Origin of the sequence: Mesorhizobium sp. IMUNJ 23033 (genome assembly GCF_044778005.1) — a bacterium.
GTDB lineage: Bacteria > Pseudomonadota > Alphaproteobacteria > Rhizobiales > Rhizobiaceae > Mesorhizobium > Mesorhizobium amorphae_A.
In genome coordinates this window covers 117652-134416 of the sequence record NZ_JBJACT010000001.1, presented here as the reverse complement: position 1 = coordinate 134416, position 16765 = coordinate 117652, and the positions used below count along the sequence as shown (strand labels likewise).

Here is a 16765-nt window from a genome sequence, read left to right as displayed (position 1 = left end):
CCATGAGCAAGAAGGGCTATTGGATGGCGATGATCGATGTTCGCGACCCCGAGGTCTACAAGCAGTACATCGAGGCCAATGCAAAAGCCTTCGTCAAATATGGCGCGAAGTTCCCCGTGCGCGCCGGACGTTATGTGAGCCCGGAGGGACCGACCGGAAACCGCCACGTGCTGGTCGAGTTCGAGTCTTACGAGACGGCGATCGCCTGCTACGAATCGCCTGAATACAAGGAAGCCTCGAAATACCGGCTGGCGGCATCGACCGGCCACTTCGTCATTGTCGAGGGCGCCTAGATGATCCTGTTTCCGGCCATCGACCTAAAGGATGGCAAATGCGTGCGCCTGAAGCACGGCGATATGGCGACCGCGACGATCTACAATGACGATCCGGCCGCGCAGGCTAAAGCTTTCGAGGAGCAAGGCTTCGAGTGGCTGCACGTCGTCGACCTCAACGGCGCCTTCAAGGGCCAGAGCGTCAACAGCGCGGCGGTCGGCGCCATCCTCAAGGCGACGAAGAACCCGGTGCAGCTCGGCGGCGGCATCCGCACGCTCGAGCAGATCGAGGACTGGCTCGACCGCGGGCTTGCCCGCGTCATCCTCGGCACGGTTGCGGTGCGTGACCCCGACCTTGTCAGGCTGGCCTGCAGGGCCTTCCCGGGCAAGATCGCCGTCGGCATCGACGCCAAGGGCGGCAAGGTGGCGGTGGAAGGCTGGGCCGAGGCGTCGAGCCTGGGCGTCATCGAACTGGCGAAGAAATTCGAAGGCGCCGGCGTCGCCGCCATTATCTACACCGACATCGACCGCGACGGCGTTTTGACCGGCATCAACTGGGACGCCACCATCGACCTGGCCGAAGCGGTGTCGATCCCGGTGATCGCCTCCGGCGGGCTCGCCTCGATCGCCGACATCGTGCGCATGACCATGCCCGACGCGAAGAGGCTCGAAGGCGCGATCTCCGGCCGCGCGCTTTATGACGGGCGCATCGATCCGGCCGAGGCGCTGGCGATCTTGAGCGGCAAACAGGCGGAGACAACGCCGTGAACGTCACGATCATCCTGGCGTCCTATGACAGCGGTTACTATCACGGCGGCTGCGGCCAGGGGCCGGACGCGTTGATTGCCGGCGGGCTGACCGATGCGCTCAAGCTTGCCGGGCACGACATTGACGTTCACGACATAGGCAGGATGAGCGACGAGCAGGAGCGTGAGATCGCAACCGGCTTCGCCGTCTGCAACGCTGTGTCGGGTGAAGTCCGCATTGCCTGTGACCGTGGCCGGTTTCCCATTGTGCTTGCCGGCAATTGCCTGACCAGCGCCGGCGCGGTGGCCGGCGAAGGCGCCGATGCCATGATCTGGGCCGACCAGCATGGCGACCTCAACACGCCCGATACCTCGACATCGGGTTTTCTCGACGGCATGGCGCTGGCGACCGTGCTCGGGCTTTGCTGGCGACCTATCTCGGCGCGGATCCCCGGGTTCAAGGCAATCGATCCTGCCCGCTGCGTGCTGGTCAACGCGCGCGACCTCGACACTGCGGAAGAGCAATTGCTGGAGACGCTGCCGGTCATCCGGACCGAATGCCCGGACTGGGCCGGCGCGGCGCAAAAGCTGAAGGACGCCGGCGCCGAGCGCATCCACATGCACATCGATCTCGATGTCCATGACCCCGAAGCGCTGCAGGCCAACCGTTACGCCACTCCTGGCGGTCCGGCTCCGGAGCAAGTGCGTCAGGCGATGTGCGGCATGGCCGGACCGTTGACGCTCGTCGGCCTCACCATCTCCGCCTACGATCCGGCTTTCGACGCCAAGGGCGACGTGCCGCCACTGGTCGGTCAGTTGCTGGTCGACCTGCTTGCGACCCTGGAGAAAAGCTGATGCTGAAGGCCCGCGTCATCCCCTGTCTCGACGTCAAGAACGGCCGCGTCGTCAAGGGCGTCAATTTCGTAGACCTGGTCGATGCCGGCGATCCGGTCGAGGCGGCCAAGGCCTATGACGCGGCCGGCGCCGACGAGCTCTGCTTTCTCGACATCACAGCGTCGTCGGACAACCGCGAGACCATCTTCGACGTCGTCGCCCGCACCGCCGAACAATGCTTCATGCCGCTGACCGTCGGCGGCGGCGTGCGCCAGGTGGCCGACATCCGCAAGCTGCTTCTGGCCGGCGCCGACAAGGTGTCGATCAATACGGCGGCGGTGAAGAACCCGGATTTCGTCGCGGAAGCCGCCGACAAGTTCGGCAACCAGTGCATCGTGGTTGCCATCGACGCCAAGAAGGTATCCGCGGCCAACGAGGCCGACCGCTGGGAGATCTTCACCCATGGCGGGCGCGAGAAGACCGGTATCGACGCCGTCGACTTCGCAAGGCAGATGGTCGATCGCGGCGCCGGCGAGATCCTGTTGACGTCGATGGACCGCGACGGCACCAAGGCCGGCTACGACCTTGCGCTGACCCGCGCCATTGCGGACGCGGTGCGCGCGCCGGTCATCGCGTCCGGCGGCGTCGGCACGCTCGACCATCTGGTGGAAGGCATACGCGACGGCCATGCCGGGGCCGTGCTCGCGGCCTCGATCTTCCATTTCGGCACCTACACGATCGCGCAAGCTAAGGCGCATATGGCCCGTGCCGGGCTGCCCATGCGGCTGGACTCCCTGGATAATCGGCTCTAAACGGCTGCCATGGCTCAATTTTCGCTGCCCGATCTGGAAAAAATCATCGGCGAACGCGCCCGGTCCGGCGACCCGGACTCGTGGACAGCAAAACTGTTCGCCAAGGGCATCGACAAGGCGGCACAGAAGCTCGGCGAAGAGGCGGTCGAGACGGTGATCGCCGCCGTGAAGGGCGACAAGCAGGCCCTCGTTTCGGAAAGTGCCGATCTTATATATCATTGGCTTGTCGTCCTTGGCATAGCGGGGGTTCCGCTGGACGACGTGCTGAGAGAACTCGAGGGCCGCACCGGCCGCTCGGGCGTCGCCGAAAAGGCATCCCGGTCGAAGGGCTGACCGCGAGGAGGGCAGGAAACTCGATGGACCAGCTTGCTCCTACCGAGAAATATTCGCCCTATCGTTTCTTCTCGGCCGAGCAATGGTCACAGTTCCGCGCCGACACGCCGCTGACGCTGACCGAGGACGAGATCAACCGCCTGCGTTCGCTGAACGACCCGGTCAACCTCGAAGAGGTCAAGCGCATCTATCTGTCGCTGTCGCGGCTGCTCTCGGCGCATGTCGAGGCGAGCCAGCTGCTGTTCAGGCAGCGGCAGGCCTTCTTCAACGCCCAGGACGTGGTCAAGACGCCCTTCATCATCGGCATTGCCGGCTCCGTCGCGGTCGGCAAATCGACCACGGCGCGCGTCCTCAAGGAACTTTTGGCGCGCTGGCCGTCGAGCCCCAAGGTCGATCTCATCACGACCGACGGTTTCCTGCTGCCGAACGAGATCCTGCGCCGCGACAATCTGATGGAGCGCAAGGGTTTTCCCGACAGCTACGACGTCGGCGCACTGCTCAGGTTCCTGTCGGGCATCAAATCGGCGCAGCGCAATGTCCGCGCGCCTGTCTATTCGCATTTGACCTACGACGTCATTCCCGGCGAGTTCGTCACCATCGACCGACCGGACATACTGATCTTCGAAGGCATCAATGTGCTGCAGCCGGGCAAGTTGCCGAGGGATGGCAAGATCGTGCCGTTCCTGTCCGACTTTTTCGACTTCGCCATCTATATCGATGCCGATGAGGCGCTGATCCACCAATGGTATATCCAGCGCTTCATGCGGTTGCGCGAAACCGCCTTCCGCAATCCGGACTCCTTCTTCCACCGCTATTCGCAGCTTTCGAAAGATGCGGCGCGCGCCATCGCCGAAGGGTTGTGGGCCAACATCAACCTGAAGAACCTGCGCGAAAACATCCTGCCGACGCGGGCGCGGGCCGATCTCATCCTGCGCAAGGGCGCCAATCACCTGGTCGAGGAAGTGGCTCTCAGGAAGCTGTGAAATCTTGAGGCATTCCTTAAAGTCATCTTAACCGAGCTTTTCTATTGTCGGGGCCTGATCCGCGGGCTTCGGCAGGCAATGAACGCGCCATTCCTTCATATCGATCGACCGGCCACTGCCGGCGAAACGAGCCCGAAGAGCGGGGCGGCCACGGTCGCGCTGATCGTGCCGGTGCACAATGAGGAAGCAGCGATCGCTCCGTTCCTGGCGGCCGTGCGTGAAAATATCGACCCGCTGAAGGACGCCGGCGTCGCCTTCGAATTCATCTTCATCAATGACGGCAGCAGCGATGCGACGCTCGAGAGGCTGATCGAGGCACAGCGAACCGATCGGCGCATCCAGGTGATCGACCTGTCGCGCAATTTCGGCAAGGAAGCCGCGCTCACCGCCGGTCTCGACTGCTGCGATGCCGATGCCGCGATCCCCATGGATGTCGACCTGCAGGATCCGCCGCATGTCATTCCGCTGCTCGTCGAAAAATGGCGCGAGGGTTTCGAGGTCGTGCTTGCCAAGCGCGCCAACCGGTCGAGCGACAGCTTTCTCAAGCAGCGCTCCGCGTCGATGTTCTATCGCGTCCACAACTGGATCGCGCAGCAGAAGATCCCGCACGATGTCGGCGACTTCAGGCTGATCGACCGCCAGGTGATCGAAGCGCTGCGCTCCTTGCCCGAACGGCGCCGTTTCATGAAGGGCCTGTTCGCCTGGGTCGGCTTTCGCACCGCGACGGTCGAATACAAACGCGATCAGCGCATCGCCGGCCAATCCAAGTTTTCTGGATGGCGGCTGTGGAACTTCGCGCTCGAAGGCATCACCAGCTTCTCGACCGCGCCGCTTGAGATCTGGACCTATGTCGGCGCGACGATCTCGGCCTTGTCGTTCCTCTACGGCCTGCTGATCATCGCCAAGACACTGGTGTTCGGCATCGACGTGCCCGGCTATGCCTCGCTGCTGGTCAGCATCCTCTTCCTCGGCGGCATCCAGTTGCTCGGCATCGGCATCATCGGTCAGTACCTCGGTCGCGTCTATGCCGAGATCAAACAGCGCCCGATCTACATCGTGCGCCGCACATATGAGGGGACGGACTGATGGAGCTCGACGCCTACCGACAGATGGCGGCCACCGAGGACGAGCACTGGTGGTTCTGCGGGCGGCGCGCCATCGCCGAGGCAGTCATCCGCGGTCTCGGCCTGCCTGGCGACGCCGATATCCTCGAGATCGGCGCCGGCACGGGGGGCAATATCCAGATGCTGGAACAGTTCGGCGCTGTCACGGCGGTGGAGATGAACGATCTTGCCCGCCAGATCGCCCGCGAGAAGACCGGCCACGACTTCCTTGCCGGGCACCTCCCCGACGGGATGCCCGTCGCGTCGCAAGGCTTCGACCTCATCTGCCTGTTCGACGTGCTGGAACACGTTGCCGAAGACGAAGCCTCGCTGGCAACGATCCGCCGTATGCTGAAGCCAGGCGGCAAGGTCGTGCTAACGGTTCCCGCGCACCAATGGCTGTGGAGCAAGCACGATGTCGGGCTGCACCACATGAGGCGCTATTCGCGCGAACTGCTGAAGGCGCGCATCGAGCAGGCCGGATACCGGATCGAGAAGCTGAGCTATACCAACGCGGCGCTGTTTCCGGTCGCGGCACTTGCCCGCCTTGCCGATCGCCTGCGCCGCTCGAACACCGCCTCCGGACAGGCAATGCCGCCGAAGCCGATCAACAGCGCGATGAAGGCGCTGTTTTCGGCGGAGAGCCGGATCGTGCCGAATGCCGAACTGCCTTTCGGCGTGTCGCTGCTGGCCGTGTTCGGCAAAGATGCGGCTTTCGACGCGGCGCCCAAAGGTGGCAGACTGGCGGCCTGACCCCCAAGATGCTGAACATGCCCCGCTATGGCCGGATTTCGCGCTTCGCCGTCATCGGCGGCGCCTCGACGCTGATCTATGGCGCCTGCGCCTTGCTGCTTTCGCGAGGCGGCGCGGGGGCGGCCATATTGCCGGCGACCCTGGCGTCGGCGGTGGCCTATGCGGTCGCTGGGCTGTTTTCCTATGCCGGGCACAAATATTTCACCTTCGTGTCGGCAGGCGCCCACGCCTTCGAATTGCCGCGCTTTCTCCTGCTCAACGCAACAGGCCTGGCGACAGCCATCGCCCTGCCGGTCCTTCTCACCGAGAAACTGGGCATGCCCGCGGCCGTTCCGGTCGTTCTGACCTGCATCGCCGTGCCGCTGGTGAATTACATCGTGCTCGGCCGCTGGGTGTTCCGCAATGTCTAGCGCTGAACCCTTCGACGGGCCCCTGGCTGGCCTGGAGCTGTCGTCGCGACCCGCCTGGCTGACGGTGGCGCCGCTTTTCCTGACATTGGCGACAGCCGCCTATGCCGCATGGCTGGCGATCGCGATCGTGCCGACCAATGTCGATGTGTCGTGGCTGCTGGTCGTCTGCGACCGGCTGCTCGCGGGAGAGCGGCTGAACACCGACATATTGGAGACCAACCCACCGTTTTCGATCTGGCTTTACATGCCGTTCATGCTCCTGGAAAAGCTGACCGGCATAGGTGCTGAACTCTGGCTGACGCTCGGGGTCGTCTGTCTCGGTTTGGCCAGCCTGTTCGTTTACGCTCGAATTCTGGTCCTTGTTGACCCGGTCTACCGGCAGCCTGGCGTCCTATGGGTATTGCCGGCTGCAGTGTTCATGATCCTGTGTTTCCTGCCGGACCAGTTTGGTCAACGCGAGCAATTCGCGCTGATCGGCATCTTGCCCTGGCTGGCGTTGCAGTGCGCGCGCCAGCGGACGCCGGATTTCGTCGCCGGATCGCTTGCCGAGCGCATCCTGGCCGGGCTGGGTGCGGCTCTCGTGGTCATGGTCAAGCCGCCCCACTTCGCGCTCGCCCTGATGCTGCCATCGCTGTGTCTTGCATTTCAACGGCGCTCCCCAAGACTGCTCTTCGTCACAGAAAACCTCATCGGCGCAGCGATCGCCGTCGGCTATGTCGCCTGCATTGCGATCTTTGACCGCGCCTACTTCACCGACATCCTGCCCCTTCTCGGGGACGTCTACCTGCCGATCCGCGCTCCGTTCATCGACAATCTGGCGAACTGGCCAAAGGTCGTGCTGCTGCTGTCCGCCGTCATCGTCATCGCCATGGGCGGGACGAGGCATGTGCACTGGGACACCCGGATCCTGCTGACGAGCGCGCTCGGCCTGGTCATTGCATTCCTGCTCATGGGCAAGGGCTGGCCGAACCATGCGCTGCCGATGGTGGCGATCCCGGTACTTGCGTCAGGCCTTCAGCTCCTGCGGTTTGGTGATTTTCACAAGGCAGGGATCGTGCGCAGGGCCGCGCTGATCTTCGGCTGCGTGCTCGTGCTGCAAACGACGGTCAGAGCGCAGTATATCGCGTTGGCGGCGAACAACGGGCCGATCGAGCGATCGGTCGCCGCAATCCGCGGCACGATCGAGCATCCCACGATCATATCGATTGCCGCTCAGATGCAGGCGGCACACCCCCTGACCCGGTTGGTCGATGGCAGATTCATATCGCGCCACCCGGGTGCGTGGGTGGTCTCCAAGGCGGAAAAACTTGTGCGCACCGCCGATGATCCCGAACAGAAACAGAGGCTGGAGAGCATCCGCGATCGGACAATCGGCGAATTCGCCGCCGAGATATCGGCAAGGAAGCCCGATATCGTGCTGTCGGGCCCCGAAGTCGATCCCGCCTGGAATGCGCTCATGCTGAACGACAAGAGAATCGCGGCTGTCTTGAGCGACTATCATGTGCTGCACACGGAGCCGGCAATCACTGTCTATGTTCGCTCCACCGTAAGTCAGGAGGCCGAGGGACTTCGGCGCAAGACAGCATGGTGAGCCCGGCGATCACCTTGCCGATCCTTCTCATCGAGAAGCTCGGCCTGCCCGCGGCCGTTGCGGTCGTTATGGCTGGCATCGCCGCAGTTTTGGCGAATTCCATCACGCTCGACTGCCGGACGTTCCGCTATGTCTGGGGCTGAACCGTTCGACAAGCCCCTGGCCGGCGTGGCGCTGGCGACGCGCCCCCTCTGGCTGACGGTGGTGCCACTCTCTCTGACACTGGCGGTGGCCGCCTACGCAGCATGGCTTGCGCTCGTGGTCGTGCCGACCAATGTCGATGTGTCGTGGCTGCTGGTCGTCTGCGACCGGCTGCTGAACGGCGAGCGGCTGAACGTCGACCTCATGGAGGTCAATCCGCCGTTCTCGATCTGGCTCTACATGCCGTTCATGGTTCTGGAACGGCTGGTCGGTGGCCGCGCCGAGTTGTGGCTGGCCCTCGGCGTGATCGGCGCCGGACTGACCAGCCTTGCCATCTCCGCCCGCATCCTGGCGCGCGCCGATGCGGCCTATCGCCAGCCCGGCGCGCTTTGGGCGCTGCCGGCCGCACTCTTTGTCCTGCTCTGCTTCCACCCCGGCGAATTCGGCCAGCGCGAGCATTTTGCGACGATCGCGATCCTGCCCTGGATCGCGCTTCAATGCGCTCGCCAGCGGGCGCCGGGATTTGCCGCCGGCACGGGTTGGGAACAGGTCGTCGCGGGTGTCTGCGCGGCCATCGTGGTGATGGTCAAGCCGCCGCATTTCGCACTGGCCTTTGCCTTGCCTGCCATGTGCCTAGCTTTCCAGCGGCGATCCCTGAAACCGCTATTCGTCGTCGAAAACATCATCGGCGCCGCGATCGTTGCGCTCTACATCGCCTATGTCGTGATTTTCCAGACGACATTCCTGACCGAGATCCTGCCGTTTCTGCGAGATGTCTATCTGCCGGCACGCGCGCCCTTCCTGACTCTGCTCAAGACCTGGCCGCGATTGCTGCTCTTTTTCGCGGCGGCGACGGTGCTTCTTGCCCGCGGTTTCAGGCAGATGCATTGGGACGCCAAAATCCTGCTGCTGGCCGCGCTCGGCTTCGTTCCAGCCTTCCTGATCATGGGCAAGGGCTGGCCAAACCATGCCCTGCCGATGATGGTTCTCGGCATTTTCGCCTTTGGCGTGCAATTGCTGCGCGCGGGCGACAATGGCCGCGTGAAGCCGGTCGGCTGGCTCGCCGCCGCCCTTGGCGGCTTCCTCATATTGCAGACCTCGGCCGGCATCCAGCAGCTTTTCCTCACCGCCGACAACGGGTCAATCGAGCGGTCCGTCGCCTCGATCCAGCGCATCGGCCCAAAGCCGACGATCACGTCGCTTGCAGCCCGGCTGCAGGTGGCCCACCCCCTCGCCAGGCTGGTCAATGGCGACTTCGTCTCGCGCTATCCCGCGGCCTGGGCCGTCTACAACGCCAACCTGCTTGCCGCCAGCACCGATGATCCCGGGCAGCGGCACCGGCTGGAAGCCATCCGCGACGACATTATCGGGCAACTGGCTTCGGAGATCGCCACCAAGAAACCGGATATCGTGCTTTACAGCGCCGGGACCGGGCCGCTCTGGGACGATCTCATGCTGCACGATCCGCGGATCGCGCTTGTGCTGCAGCAATACGAGGTCCTGCATCGCGAGCCGACAGTTACCGTCTATCTGCGCAGCAGTAGGATTTCCACTCTCCAGGCCGGCACCGAACACGCTTCGAAGTAAGCGCAGTGCCCAGGCCCGAGGCGCCCCCAGCTCCGGGCCATCACGCCGGCAGCGTCACCCGCCGCAGCGTCAGATTGATCCGCCCGCCATTCTTGAGCAGCGCCGAGGTCGACGGATAAATCCGGTCGACTCCATGGGAGCAGAGGCGGCCCTCGCCGCCGAGCACGACGACATCGCCGCTCTTCAGCCTGAACGATTTTGTGCCGCCGTCGCGCGTCGTCTGGCCGACGCGGAACAGGCAGTCGTCGCCCAATGACACGGAGACGACGGGGGCGGAGAAATCCGCCTCGTCGCGGTCCTGGTGCAAACCCATTTTGGCCTCGCTCGAATAGAAATTGACGAGACAGGCCTGTGGCGGATGCTGATAGGCCGCTACCTCTTGCCACAATTCCAGCAACGCGTCCGGGATCGGCGGCCAAGGCAATCCGGTCGTCGGATGCGCCGCTTGATAGCGATAGCCTTGCTGCTTGTCGGTGACCCAGCCAAGCGGACCGCAATTGGTCATGCGCACGCTCATCTCCTTGCCGGTGCGCGGCATGGCCGGCACGAACAAGGGTGCGGCCTGCACCACCTTCCTGATCTCCTCGACCAGCGCCTCCTGCGCGGCACGCGGCAGGTAGCCGGGCATATGGCGCACGCCTTTGGGCAGAACGAGCATCAGAGTTTCCGCCTCATCCGGTTTGTCCGGCGGAGAATGCCATCCTCAGAAGAAAACGGCGACCCGAAAGCCGCTTTCGCCGGGCAGACAACCTCAGTCGTCACCAACGCGGCCGCGCAGCTTCTTCACCGTGGAGCGCCCAGCCTTGGTTTTCAGCCTGCGCTCGACGGCGCCCTTCGACGGCCTGGTCTTCTTGCGCGGCGGCGGTGGCGGCTCGGCCGCCTTGGCCACGAGAGCCGTCAACCTGGCGCGTGCGTCCGCCCGGTTCTGCTCCTGCGTGCGGAAGCGCCCCGCCTCGATGACGACGACACCGTCTTTGGTGGCGCGCTGGCCGGCGAGTTTTATGGTCCTTTCGCGCACGCGCTCCGACAGGCCCTGCGCGTTGGCGGCGTCGAAGCGCAGCTGCACCGCGGTCGCCACCTTGTTGACGTTCTGGCCGCCTGGGCCGGACGAGCGGATGAAATCCTCGTGCAGGTCGCCGGGGTGGATTGTCGCCTCGTCGGCAATGATGATTTTCTCGTCGGCATTCATGCCGCAGTCATGACGCGGCGGGACAAAAAAGAAAAGACCCGACCGAAGCCGGGTCTCGATAGGCAAGCGGATGCCGAAAGGGCTATTCCGCGGCTTCCTGCAGGCGCGGCGCGGCGCCCATGATCGTTGCATCGACATGGGGCTCGAACTTCTCGAAATTGGCGGCGAACATGCCGACCAGCCTTGCCGCCTGCCGGTCATAGGCCGGCTTGTCGGCCCAGGTCGAACGGGGATCGAGAATGGCGCTGTCGACGCCGGCAACCGCCACCGGCACCGCGAAACCGAAATTGGCGTCGGTGCGGAAATCGGCTGATTTCAGCGAGCCGTCGAGTGCGGCTGCGAGCAGCGCCCGCGTCACCTTGATCGGCATGCGGCGGCCGGTGCCATGGGCGCCGCCGGTCCAGCCGGTGTTGACCAGCCAGCAATCCGCGTCGTGGCCGGCGATCAGTTCGCGCAGCAGATTGCCGTATTCCGACGGATGGCGCGGCATGAACGGCGCGCCGAAGCAGGTCGAGAACGTCGCTTCCGGTTCGATGACGCCCTTTTCGGTGCCGGCCACCTTGGCCGTGTAGCCCGAGAGGAAATGGTACATCGCCTGCGCCGGCGTCAGCCTGGCGATCGGCGGCATCACGCCGAAGGCGTCGGCGGTCAGCATGATGATGTTCTTCGGATGGCTGGCGCGGCCCGTCTTGCTGGCGTTGGGGATGAAGCCGAGCGGGTAGGCGCAGCGCGTGTTTTCGGTGAGGCTGCCGTCGTCGAAATCCGGCACGCGGTCGGCGCCGAGCACGACATTCTCCAGCACGGTGCCGAAGCGCCGCGTGGTGGCGAAGATCTCCGGCTCGGCCTCGGCCGAAAGCCTGATCGTCTTGGCGTAGCAGCCGCCCTCGAAATTAAAGATGCCGTGCGGACCCCAGCCATGCTCGTCATCACCGATCAGCGTGCGCGAGGGATCGGCCGACAGCGTCGTCTTGCCGGTGCCCGACAGGCCGAAGAACACCGCCGCGTCGCCGGCAGGCCCTTCATTGGCCGAGCAATGCATCGGCATCACGCCTTTCGCCGGCAGCAGGTAGTTGAGCATGGTGAACACCGACTTCTTCATCTCGCCGGCATAGGAAGTGCCGCCGATCAGCACGATCTTGCGCGTGAGATCGACCGCGATCACCGTCTCGGTGCGGGTACCGTGGCGGGCCGGATCGGCGCGGAAGGACGGCAGGTCGATGATCGTCATTTCGGGTACGAAATGCTCGAGTTCGTCGGCTTCAGGGCGGATCAGCAGATTGCGGATGAACAGCGAATGCCAGGCGAATTCGGTGATGACCCTGGTCGGCAGCTTCAGTTCGGCATCGGCGCCGCCGACCAGATCCTGGACATAGAGGTCCTTGTCTGCCGCATGGGTGCGGAAATCGGCAAGCAGCGTGTCGAACTCAGCCGGCGAAATCGCCTTGTTGTTGTCCCACCAGACATGCGGCTCGGTCGTCGCGTCGCGGACGACGAACTTGTCCTTCGGCGAGCGGCCGGTGTGCTGGCCGGTCTCGGCGACGAGCGCGCCATGGGCGGTGAGCCGGGCCTCGCCGCGGCCGATCGCCTCCTCGTAGAGTGCCGCGGCGCTAAAATTATAGCGCACCATACCGGTGGTCTCGAGATCGATCTTGCATGCGGGATTGCGTTTGCCGGCTTCCGACATCAAGTGTCCCTTCTGTGATTTGCCGCGTCCTGGCCGGTGAATTACCGGTGCCCCGCAAACGAGGCTGATACGGTCAGAACCAGAAAACACGAATGATATCAAATCATTAATCGATTTAAAAATTTTGAAAGTTGTTTAAATCGTTTATATGTGCAAAAAAGTCTGATGGTTGCCCAAAGGATTGGCAGTCGTCGATCGTCCAATCCGCGTAGGGTGCGATAGTGGCCGCCGGTACACCGTCCGTGACAGCGGGCGGAGCCTATGCCACATTTTGTACCTAATTTGTCCTGCAAAAGCCCCTTCTCTACGAAAGAAGGGACAGCTCATGAGGGAGCCGCTTGAAATGGCAACAATCGCGCTTGTCGATGACGACCGCAACATTCTGACGTCTGTGTCGATTGCCCTCGAATCGGAGGGCTACCGCGTCGAGACCTATACGGATGGGGCGTCAGCGCTGGAAGGCCTGGCGGCGCGGCCGCCAAATCTCGCCATCCTCGACATAAAGATGCCGCGCATGGACGGCATGGAGCTGCTGCGCCGGATGCGCCAGAAGTCCGATCTGCCGGTGATCTTCCTGACCTCGAAGGACGACGAGATCGACGAGCTATTCGGCCTCAAGATGGGTGCCGACGACTTCATCCGCAAACCGTTCTCGCAGCGCCTTCTGGTCGAGCGTGTCCGCGCGGTGCTGCGCCGCACCAGCGCCCGCGAGGCGGCGGCCAAGGCGCCCAGCCAGCAGGCTCGCTCGCTGGAACGCGGCCAGCTGGTCATGGACCAGGAGCGCCACACCTGCACCTGGAAGGGCGAGCCGGTGACGTTGACGGTGACGGAATTCCTGATCCTGCATTCGCTGGCGCAGCGTCCTGGTGTGGTAAAAAGCCGTGATGCGCTGATGGATTCGGCCTATGATGAACAGGTCTACGTCGACGACCGCACCATCGACAGCCACATCAAGCGGCTGCGCAAGAAGTTCAAGGCCGTCGACGATGACTTCGAGATGATCGAAACCCTTTACGGAGTCGGATACCGGTTCCGCGAGGCTTAATTTCAGCGGGAGCTGCTATTCGATGGCAGTGGACGTAGAGCGGAGCAGAAGGGCGGGCGCTGCCAGGCGCCCGTCGCGGATTCTGCCCGCATTCCTGTCGAAGATCACCGTGCCGATGCGCCGTTTCCTCGGCCATCACATCTTTTCCAGCCTGACACGGCGCATCCTTTTCCTCAACCTTGCCGGGCTGGCCGTCCTGGTCACCGGCATTCTCTACCTCAACACCTTCCGCGACGGGCTGATCGATGCCCGTGTCGAAAGCCTGATGACGCAGGGCGAGATCATCGCCGGCGCGATCGCGGCGTCGGCGACGGTCGAAACCGATTCGATCAGCATCGATCCGGAAAAGCTGCTCGAGCTGCAGGCCGGCGAAAGCCTCGGACCCGGCTCCGACCAGCTCGACAATCTGGATTTCCCGATCAATCCGGAGCGCGTCGCGCCGGTGCTGAGAAGGCTGATCTCGCCGACGCGCACGCGCGCCCGCATCTACGACCGCGACGCCAACCTGCTGCTCGATTCGCGCCATCTCTATTCGCGCGGCCAGATACTGCGCTACGACCTGCCGCCGGTCGACGAGGAGGAACCGGACCTTTTGGAGCGGGTGCAGAAATTCGTCTTCGACTTCTTCCGCAACACCGACCTGCCGGTCTACCACGAACAGCCGGGCGGCAATGGTGCGGCTTTCCCCGAAGTGGTCAAGGCGCTGACCGGCAGCCCGTCGACCATCGTGCGGATCAGCGAGCAGGGCGAGCAGATCGTGTCGGTCGCCGTGCCGATCCAGCGCTTCCGCGCCGTGCTCGGCGTGCTGATGCTGTCGACCGAGGGCGGCGACATCGACAAGATCGTCGCCGCCGAGCGCAAGGCGATCCTGCGCGTCTTCGGCATCGCCGCACTCGTCACCGCCATCCTGTCGATGCTGCTTGCCTCGACCATCGCCAATCCCCTCAGGCGGCTGTCGGCCGCTGCCGTGCGGGTGCGGCGCGGCGTCAAGAACCGCGAGGAAATCCCCGACTTTTCCGACCGCCAGGACGAGATCGGCAATCTGTCGATCGCCGTACGCGACATGACCAATGCGCTCTATGCCCGCATCGAGGCGATCGAGAGTTTCGCGGCCGACGTCTCGCATGAATTGAAGAACCCGCTGACGTCGCTGCGCAGCGCCGTGGAGACTCTACCTTTGGCGAAGAATGACAATTCACGCGCGCGTCTGATGGAGATCATCCAGCACGATGTCCGCCGGCTTGACCGGCTGATCACCGACATTTCCGACGCCTCCCGGCTCGACGCCGAGCTCGCGCGCGAAGACGCCGGAACTGTCGACCTGAAGAAATTCATCACCGATCTCGTCGCCGTGTCGCGCGAGGCGACGCGCAACAAGAAGGCGGTCGAGATCGAGTTCAAGGTTGCCAAGCTGCCGCAAGGCGTCAAAGGCTATTTCGTCACCGGCCACGACCTCAGGATCGGCCAGGTCATCACCAATCTGATCGAGAATGCGCGTTCCTTCGTGCCGGAAGACCATGGCCACATCGCCATTTCGCTGGCGCGCGCCGGCAAGGTCAACATCGTCACCGTCGACGACAACGGTCCCGGCATCCGGGCCGACAACATCGACCGCATCTTCGAGCGCTTCTACACCGACCGGCCGGCCGGCGAAGCCTTCGGCCAGAATTCGGGCCTCGGCCTGTCGATCAGCCGGCAGATCGTCGAGGCGCATGGCGGCACGCTGACGGCCGAGAACATCCCGGGCACCAAGCCCGGCGAGATCAAGGGCGCTCGCTTCGTCGTCACCTTGCCGGCCGAAGGCTGACCGGTTCGAACACGCTCATGCCCGATGCCGCCGCGAAGCCTGAAAACATCCACGGAACCGCGATCCTGATCGGCGAGCGCGGCGTCCTCATCACCGGGCCGTCGGGCGCCGGCAAGACGACGCTGGCATTGATACTGCTCGACCATTGCCGCGCACGGGGGCTGTTTTCACGCATGATCGGCGACGACAGGCTGCTTGCCTCAAGCCATGCGGGGCGGCTGGTCTGCCGCGTGCCGGCGACCATCGCCGGTCTCGCCGAGGTGCCTGGGTTCATTCCGCGTCCGCTGCTGTTCGAGCCGGGCGGCGTGATCGACCTGCATGTGCGGCTGGTGCCGAAGGCAGAGATGGCCCGTTTCCAGGAGGAAATCAGCGAGCCGGTCGCCGGCTGCCCGGTGCCGCGTATCGACCTTGCCGAGCGCAACGCCGCGACCGCTTTGCCGGCGGTGATGGCGCGGTTGTCCATCGCGCCTTTTTTATGATCCGGTCCGGATTTTTTGTTGCAATGCGTCAAAATGGCCCGGGCCGGCGCAATTTTGGGCTTGTCAACGCGCCTCGCGTCGACAAGATAGCGCTCCCGCCGCCTGGAATGGCTGGCGAGCATAAAATGCGCCTGTGAAGCGGCGATGACGGGAGCCACCAACGAATGATCGGACTCGTGCTTGTAACGCACGGTCAACTGGCCACCGAGTTCCGACATGCCGTGGAACATGTCGTCGGGCCACAAGACAATTTCGAAACCGTGGCGATAGGTGCCGATGACGATATGGAGCAGCGCCGCCGCGACATCGTCGACGCCGTGGCGCGCGTCGACACCGGGGCCGGCGTCATCGTCCTGACCGACATGTTCGGCGGCACGCCTTCCAACCTTGCCATTTCGGTGATGGAATCCGGCCGCACCGAGGTGATCGCCGGCATGAACCTGCCGATGCTGATCAAGCTTTCCTCGATCCGCAAGGGCGACAACATGGCCGCCGCGCTCGACGAGGCGCAGGCGGCGGGACGCAAATACATCAACGTGGCCAGCCAGCTCCTGAGCAGCAAATGAACGCGCTGTCGCCGGAGAAAGACCACGTCGTGCGCGAGTTTCCGATCGTCAACCAGCGTGGCCTGCACGCGCGCGCCTCGGCGAAGTTCGTCCAGGTCGCCAGCGGTTTCGACGCCACGGTCGATGTCGAGAAGGACGGCGTCAAGGTCGGCGGCACGTCGATCATGGGGCTGATGATGCTGGCGGCGAGCCCCGGCTATTCGATCCGCGTCACCGCCAGCGGGCCGCAAGCCTTGCAGGCGATGGACGCGCTGGAGCAGCTGGTCGCCTCGCGCTTCGGCGAGGAAAGCTGACCGCGGCTTATCTGGAAGAGCCTACGCCGCCCCGCAAGGACATGCACGAATAAAGATTTCTTTATATCCCATTGTCGTTTGGCGGCCGATCTGCTAGTCAGGCCGGCAATCCGCGCCCCTCCATGCGCCTTCCGGCG

The 16765-nt window shown here is 63.9% G+C and carries 20 protein-coding genes; 17 read left to right on the top strand and 3 right to left on the bottom strand.

Annotated elements, in window-relative coordinates:
• Positions 1 to 2 precede the first annotated feature (2 nt).
• From ACFX5Q_RS00715 to ACFX5Q_RS00660, 12 genes are all read left to right on the top strand, one after another.
• Positions 3 to 293: a DUF1330 domain-containing protein gene (locus ACFX5Q_RS00715; protein WP_192178328.1), complete on the top strand. Its 291-nt coding sequence runs from the start codon at positions 3 to 5 to the stop codon at positions 291 to 293.
• Positions 294 to 1040: a 1-(5-phosphoribosyl)-5-[(5-phosphoribosylamino)methylideneamino]imidazole-4-carboxamide isomerase gene (gene hisA, locus ACFX5Q_RS00710; RefSeq protein ID WP_404274602.1), complete on the top strand. Its 747-nt coding sequence runs from the start codon at positions 294 to 296 to the stop codon at positions 1038 to 1040.
• The gene (locus ACFX5Q_RS00705; RefSeq protein ID WP_404274601.1) at positions 1037 to 1873 is read left to right on the top strand and encodes an arginase family protein; all 837 of its coding nucleotides are present in this window, start codon (positions 1037 to 1039) and stop codon (positions 1871 to 1873) included. Before hisA ends, ACFX5Q_RS00705 begins: the two co-directional genes overlap by 4 nt.
• Positions 1870 to 2664 (top strand): imidazole glycerol phosphate synthase subunit HisF, encoded by a 795-nt coding sequence (hisF, locus tag ACFX5Q_RS00700; protein WP_404275340.1) that lies wholly within the window; start codon positions 1870 to 1872, stop codon positions 2662 to 2664. Before ACFX5Q_RS00705 ends, hisF begins: the two co-directional genes overlap by 4 nt.
• A 9-nt stretch (positions 2665 to 2673) precedes the next feature.
• Positions 2674 to 2997: a phosphoribosyl-ATP diphosphatase gene (locus ACFX5Q_RS00695; protein WP_404274600.1), complete on the top strand. Its 324-nt coding sequence runs from the start codon at positions 2674 to 2676 to the stop codon at positions 2995 to 2997.
• Positions 2998 to 3020: 23 nt separating this feature from the next.
• Positions 3021 to 3980: a type I pantothenate kinase gene (coaA, locus tag ACFX5Q_RS00690; protein ID WP_404274598.1), complete on the top strand. Its 960-nt coding sequence runs from the start codon at positions 3021 to 3023 to the stop codon at positions 3978 to 3980.
• A gap of 78 nt (positions 3981 to 4058) precedes the next feature.
• The gene (locus ACFX5Q_RS00685; RefSeq protein WP_404274597.1) at positions 4059 to 5066 is read left to right on the top strand and encodes a glycosyltransferase family 2 protein; all 1008 of its coding nucleotides are present in this window, start codon (positions 4059 to 4061) and stop codon (positions 5064 to 5066) included.
• Positions 5066 to 5836, top strand: coding sequence for a class I SAM-dependent methyltransferase (locus ACFX5Q_RS00680; RefSeq protein ID WP_404274595.1), 771 nt, complete (start codon positions 5066 to 5068; stop codon positions 5834 to 5836). The genes ACFX5Q_RS00685 and ACFX5Q_RS00680 overlap by 1 nt, the downstream gene beginning before the upstream one ends.
• A gap of 8 nt (positions 5837 to 5844) precedes the next feature.
• Entirely contained in the window at positions 5845 to 6246 is a 402-nt protein-coding gene (locus ACFX5Q_RS00675) for a GtrA family protein (protein ID WP_404274594.1), read from the top strand.
• The gene (locus tag ACFX5Q_RS00670; RefSeq protein WP_404274593.1) at positions 6239 to 7837 is read left to right on the top strand and encodes a hypothetical protein; all 1599 of its coding nucleotides are present in this window, start codon (positions 6239 to 6241) and stop codon (positions 7835 to 7837) included. Before ACFX5Q_RS00675 ends, ACFX5Q_RS00670 begins: the two co-directional genes overlap by 8 nt.
• Entirely contained in the window at positions 7834 to 7980 is a 147-nt protein-coding gene (locus ACFX5Q_RS00665; RefSeq protein ID WP_404274592.1) for a hypothetical protein, read from the top strand. The genes ACFX5Q_RS00670 and ACFX5Q_RS00665 overlap by 4 nt, the downstream gene beginning before the upstream one ends.
• Positions 7967 to 9565: a hypothetical protein gene (locus ACFX5Q_RS00660; RefSeq protein WP_404274590.1), complete on the top strand. Its 1599-nt coding sequence runs from the start codon at positions 7967 to 7969 to the stop codon at positions 9563 to 9565. The genes ACFX5Q_RS00665 and ACFX5Q_RS00660 overlap by 14 nt, the downstream gene beginning before the upstream one ends.
• Positions 9566 to 9605: 40 nt before the next feature.
• Here the strand turns inward: ACFX5Q_RS00660 and ACFX5Q_RS00655 are convergent, their stop codons facing one another.
• From ACFX5Q_RS00655 to ACFX5Q_RS00645, 3 genes are all read right to left on the bottom strand, one after another.
• A complete protein-coding gene (locus tag ACFX5Q_RS00655; protein ID WP_404274589.1) occupies positions 9606 to 10223 on the bottom strand; it encodes an alpha-ketoglutarate-dependent dioxygenase AlkB family protein in 618 nt (205 codons plus the stop codon).
• Between the two features lie 93 nt (positions 10224 to 10316).
• Positions 10317 to 10754, bottom strand: a complete 438-nt coding sequence (gene arfB, locus ACFX5Q_RS00650) for an alternative ribosome rescue aminoacyl-tRNA hydrolase ArfB (protein ID WP_040582465.1) — start codon at positions 10752 to 10754, stop codon at positions 10317 to 10319.
• Between the two features lie 82 nt (positions 10755 to 10836).
• Positions 10837 to 12438, bottom strand: coding sequence for a phosphoenolpyruvate carboxykinase (locus ACFX5Q_RS00645; protein ID WP_404274587.1), 1602 nt, complete (start codon positions 12436 to 12438; stop codon positions 10837 to 10839).
• Between the two features lie 343 nt (positions 12439 to 12781).
• Between ACFX5Q_RS00645 and ACFX5Q_RS00640 the strand changes: the two genes are divergently transcribed.
• The 5 genes from ACFX5Q_RS00640 to ACFX5Q_RS00620 all read left to right on the top strand — a co-directional run bounded on the left by ACFX5Q_RS00640 (position 12782) and on the right by ACFX5Q_RS00620 (position 16628).
• Positions 12782 to 13483: a response regulator transcription factor gene (locus ACFX5Q_RS00640; protein ID WP_006201274.1), complete on the top strand. Its 702-nt coding sequence runs from the start codon at positions 12782 to 12784 to the stop codon at positions 13481 to 13483.
• Between the two features lie 22 nt (positions 13484 to 13505).
• A complete protein-coding gene (locus tag ACFX5Q_RS00635) occupies positions 13506 to 15290 on the top strand; it encodes a sensor histidine kinase (protein WP_006201273.1) in 1785 nt (594 codons plus the stop codon).
• Positions 15291 to 15307: 17 nt separating this feature from the next.
• Positions 15308 to 15769, top strand: coding sequence for an HPr kinase/phosphorylase (locus ACFX5Q_RS00630; RefSeq protein ID WP_404274583.1), 462 nt, complete (start codon positions 15308 to 15310; stop codon positions 15767 to 15769).
• A gap of 164 nt (positions 15770 to 15933) precedes the next feature.
• On the top strand, positions 15934 to 16335 hold the full coding sequence (locus tag ACFX5Q_RS00625) for a PTS sugar transporter subunit IIA (RefSeq protein WP_010912939.1): 402 nt from the start codon (positions 15934 to 15936) through the stop codon (positions 16333 to 16335).
• Complete coding sequence (locus ACFX5Q_RS00620; protein WP_404274579.1) at positions 16332 to 16628, top strand: HPr family phosphocarrier protein; 297 nt, start codon at positions 16332 to 16334, stop codon at positions 16626 to 16628. Before ACFX5Q_RS00625 ends, ACFX5Q_RS00620 begins: the two co-directional genes overlap by 4 nt.
• Positions 16629 to 16765 lie beyond the last annotated feature (137 nt).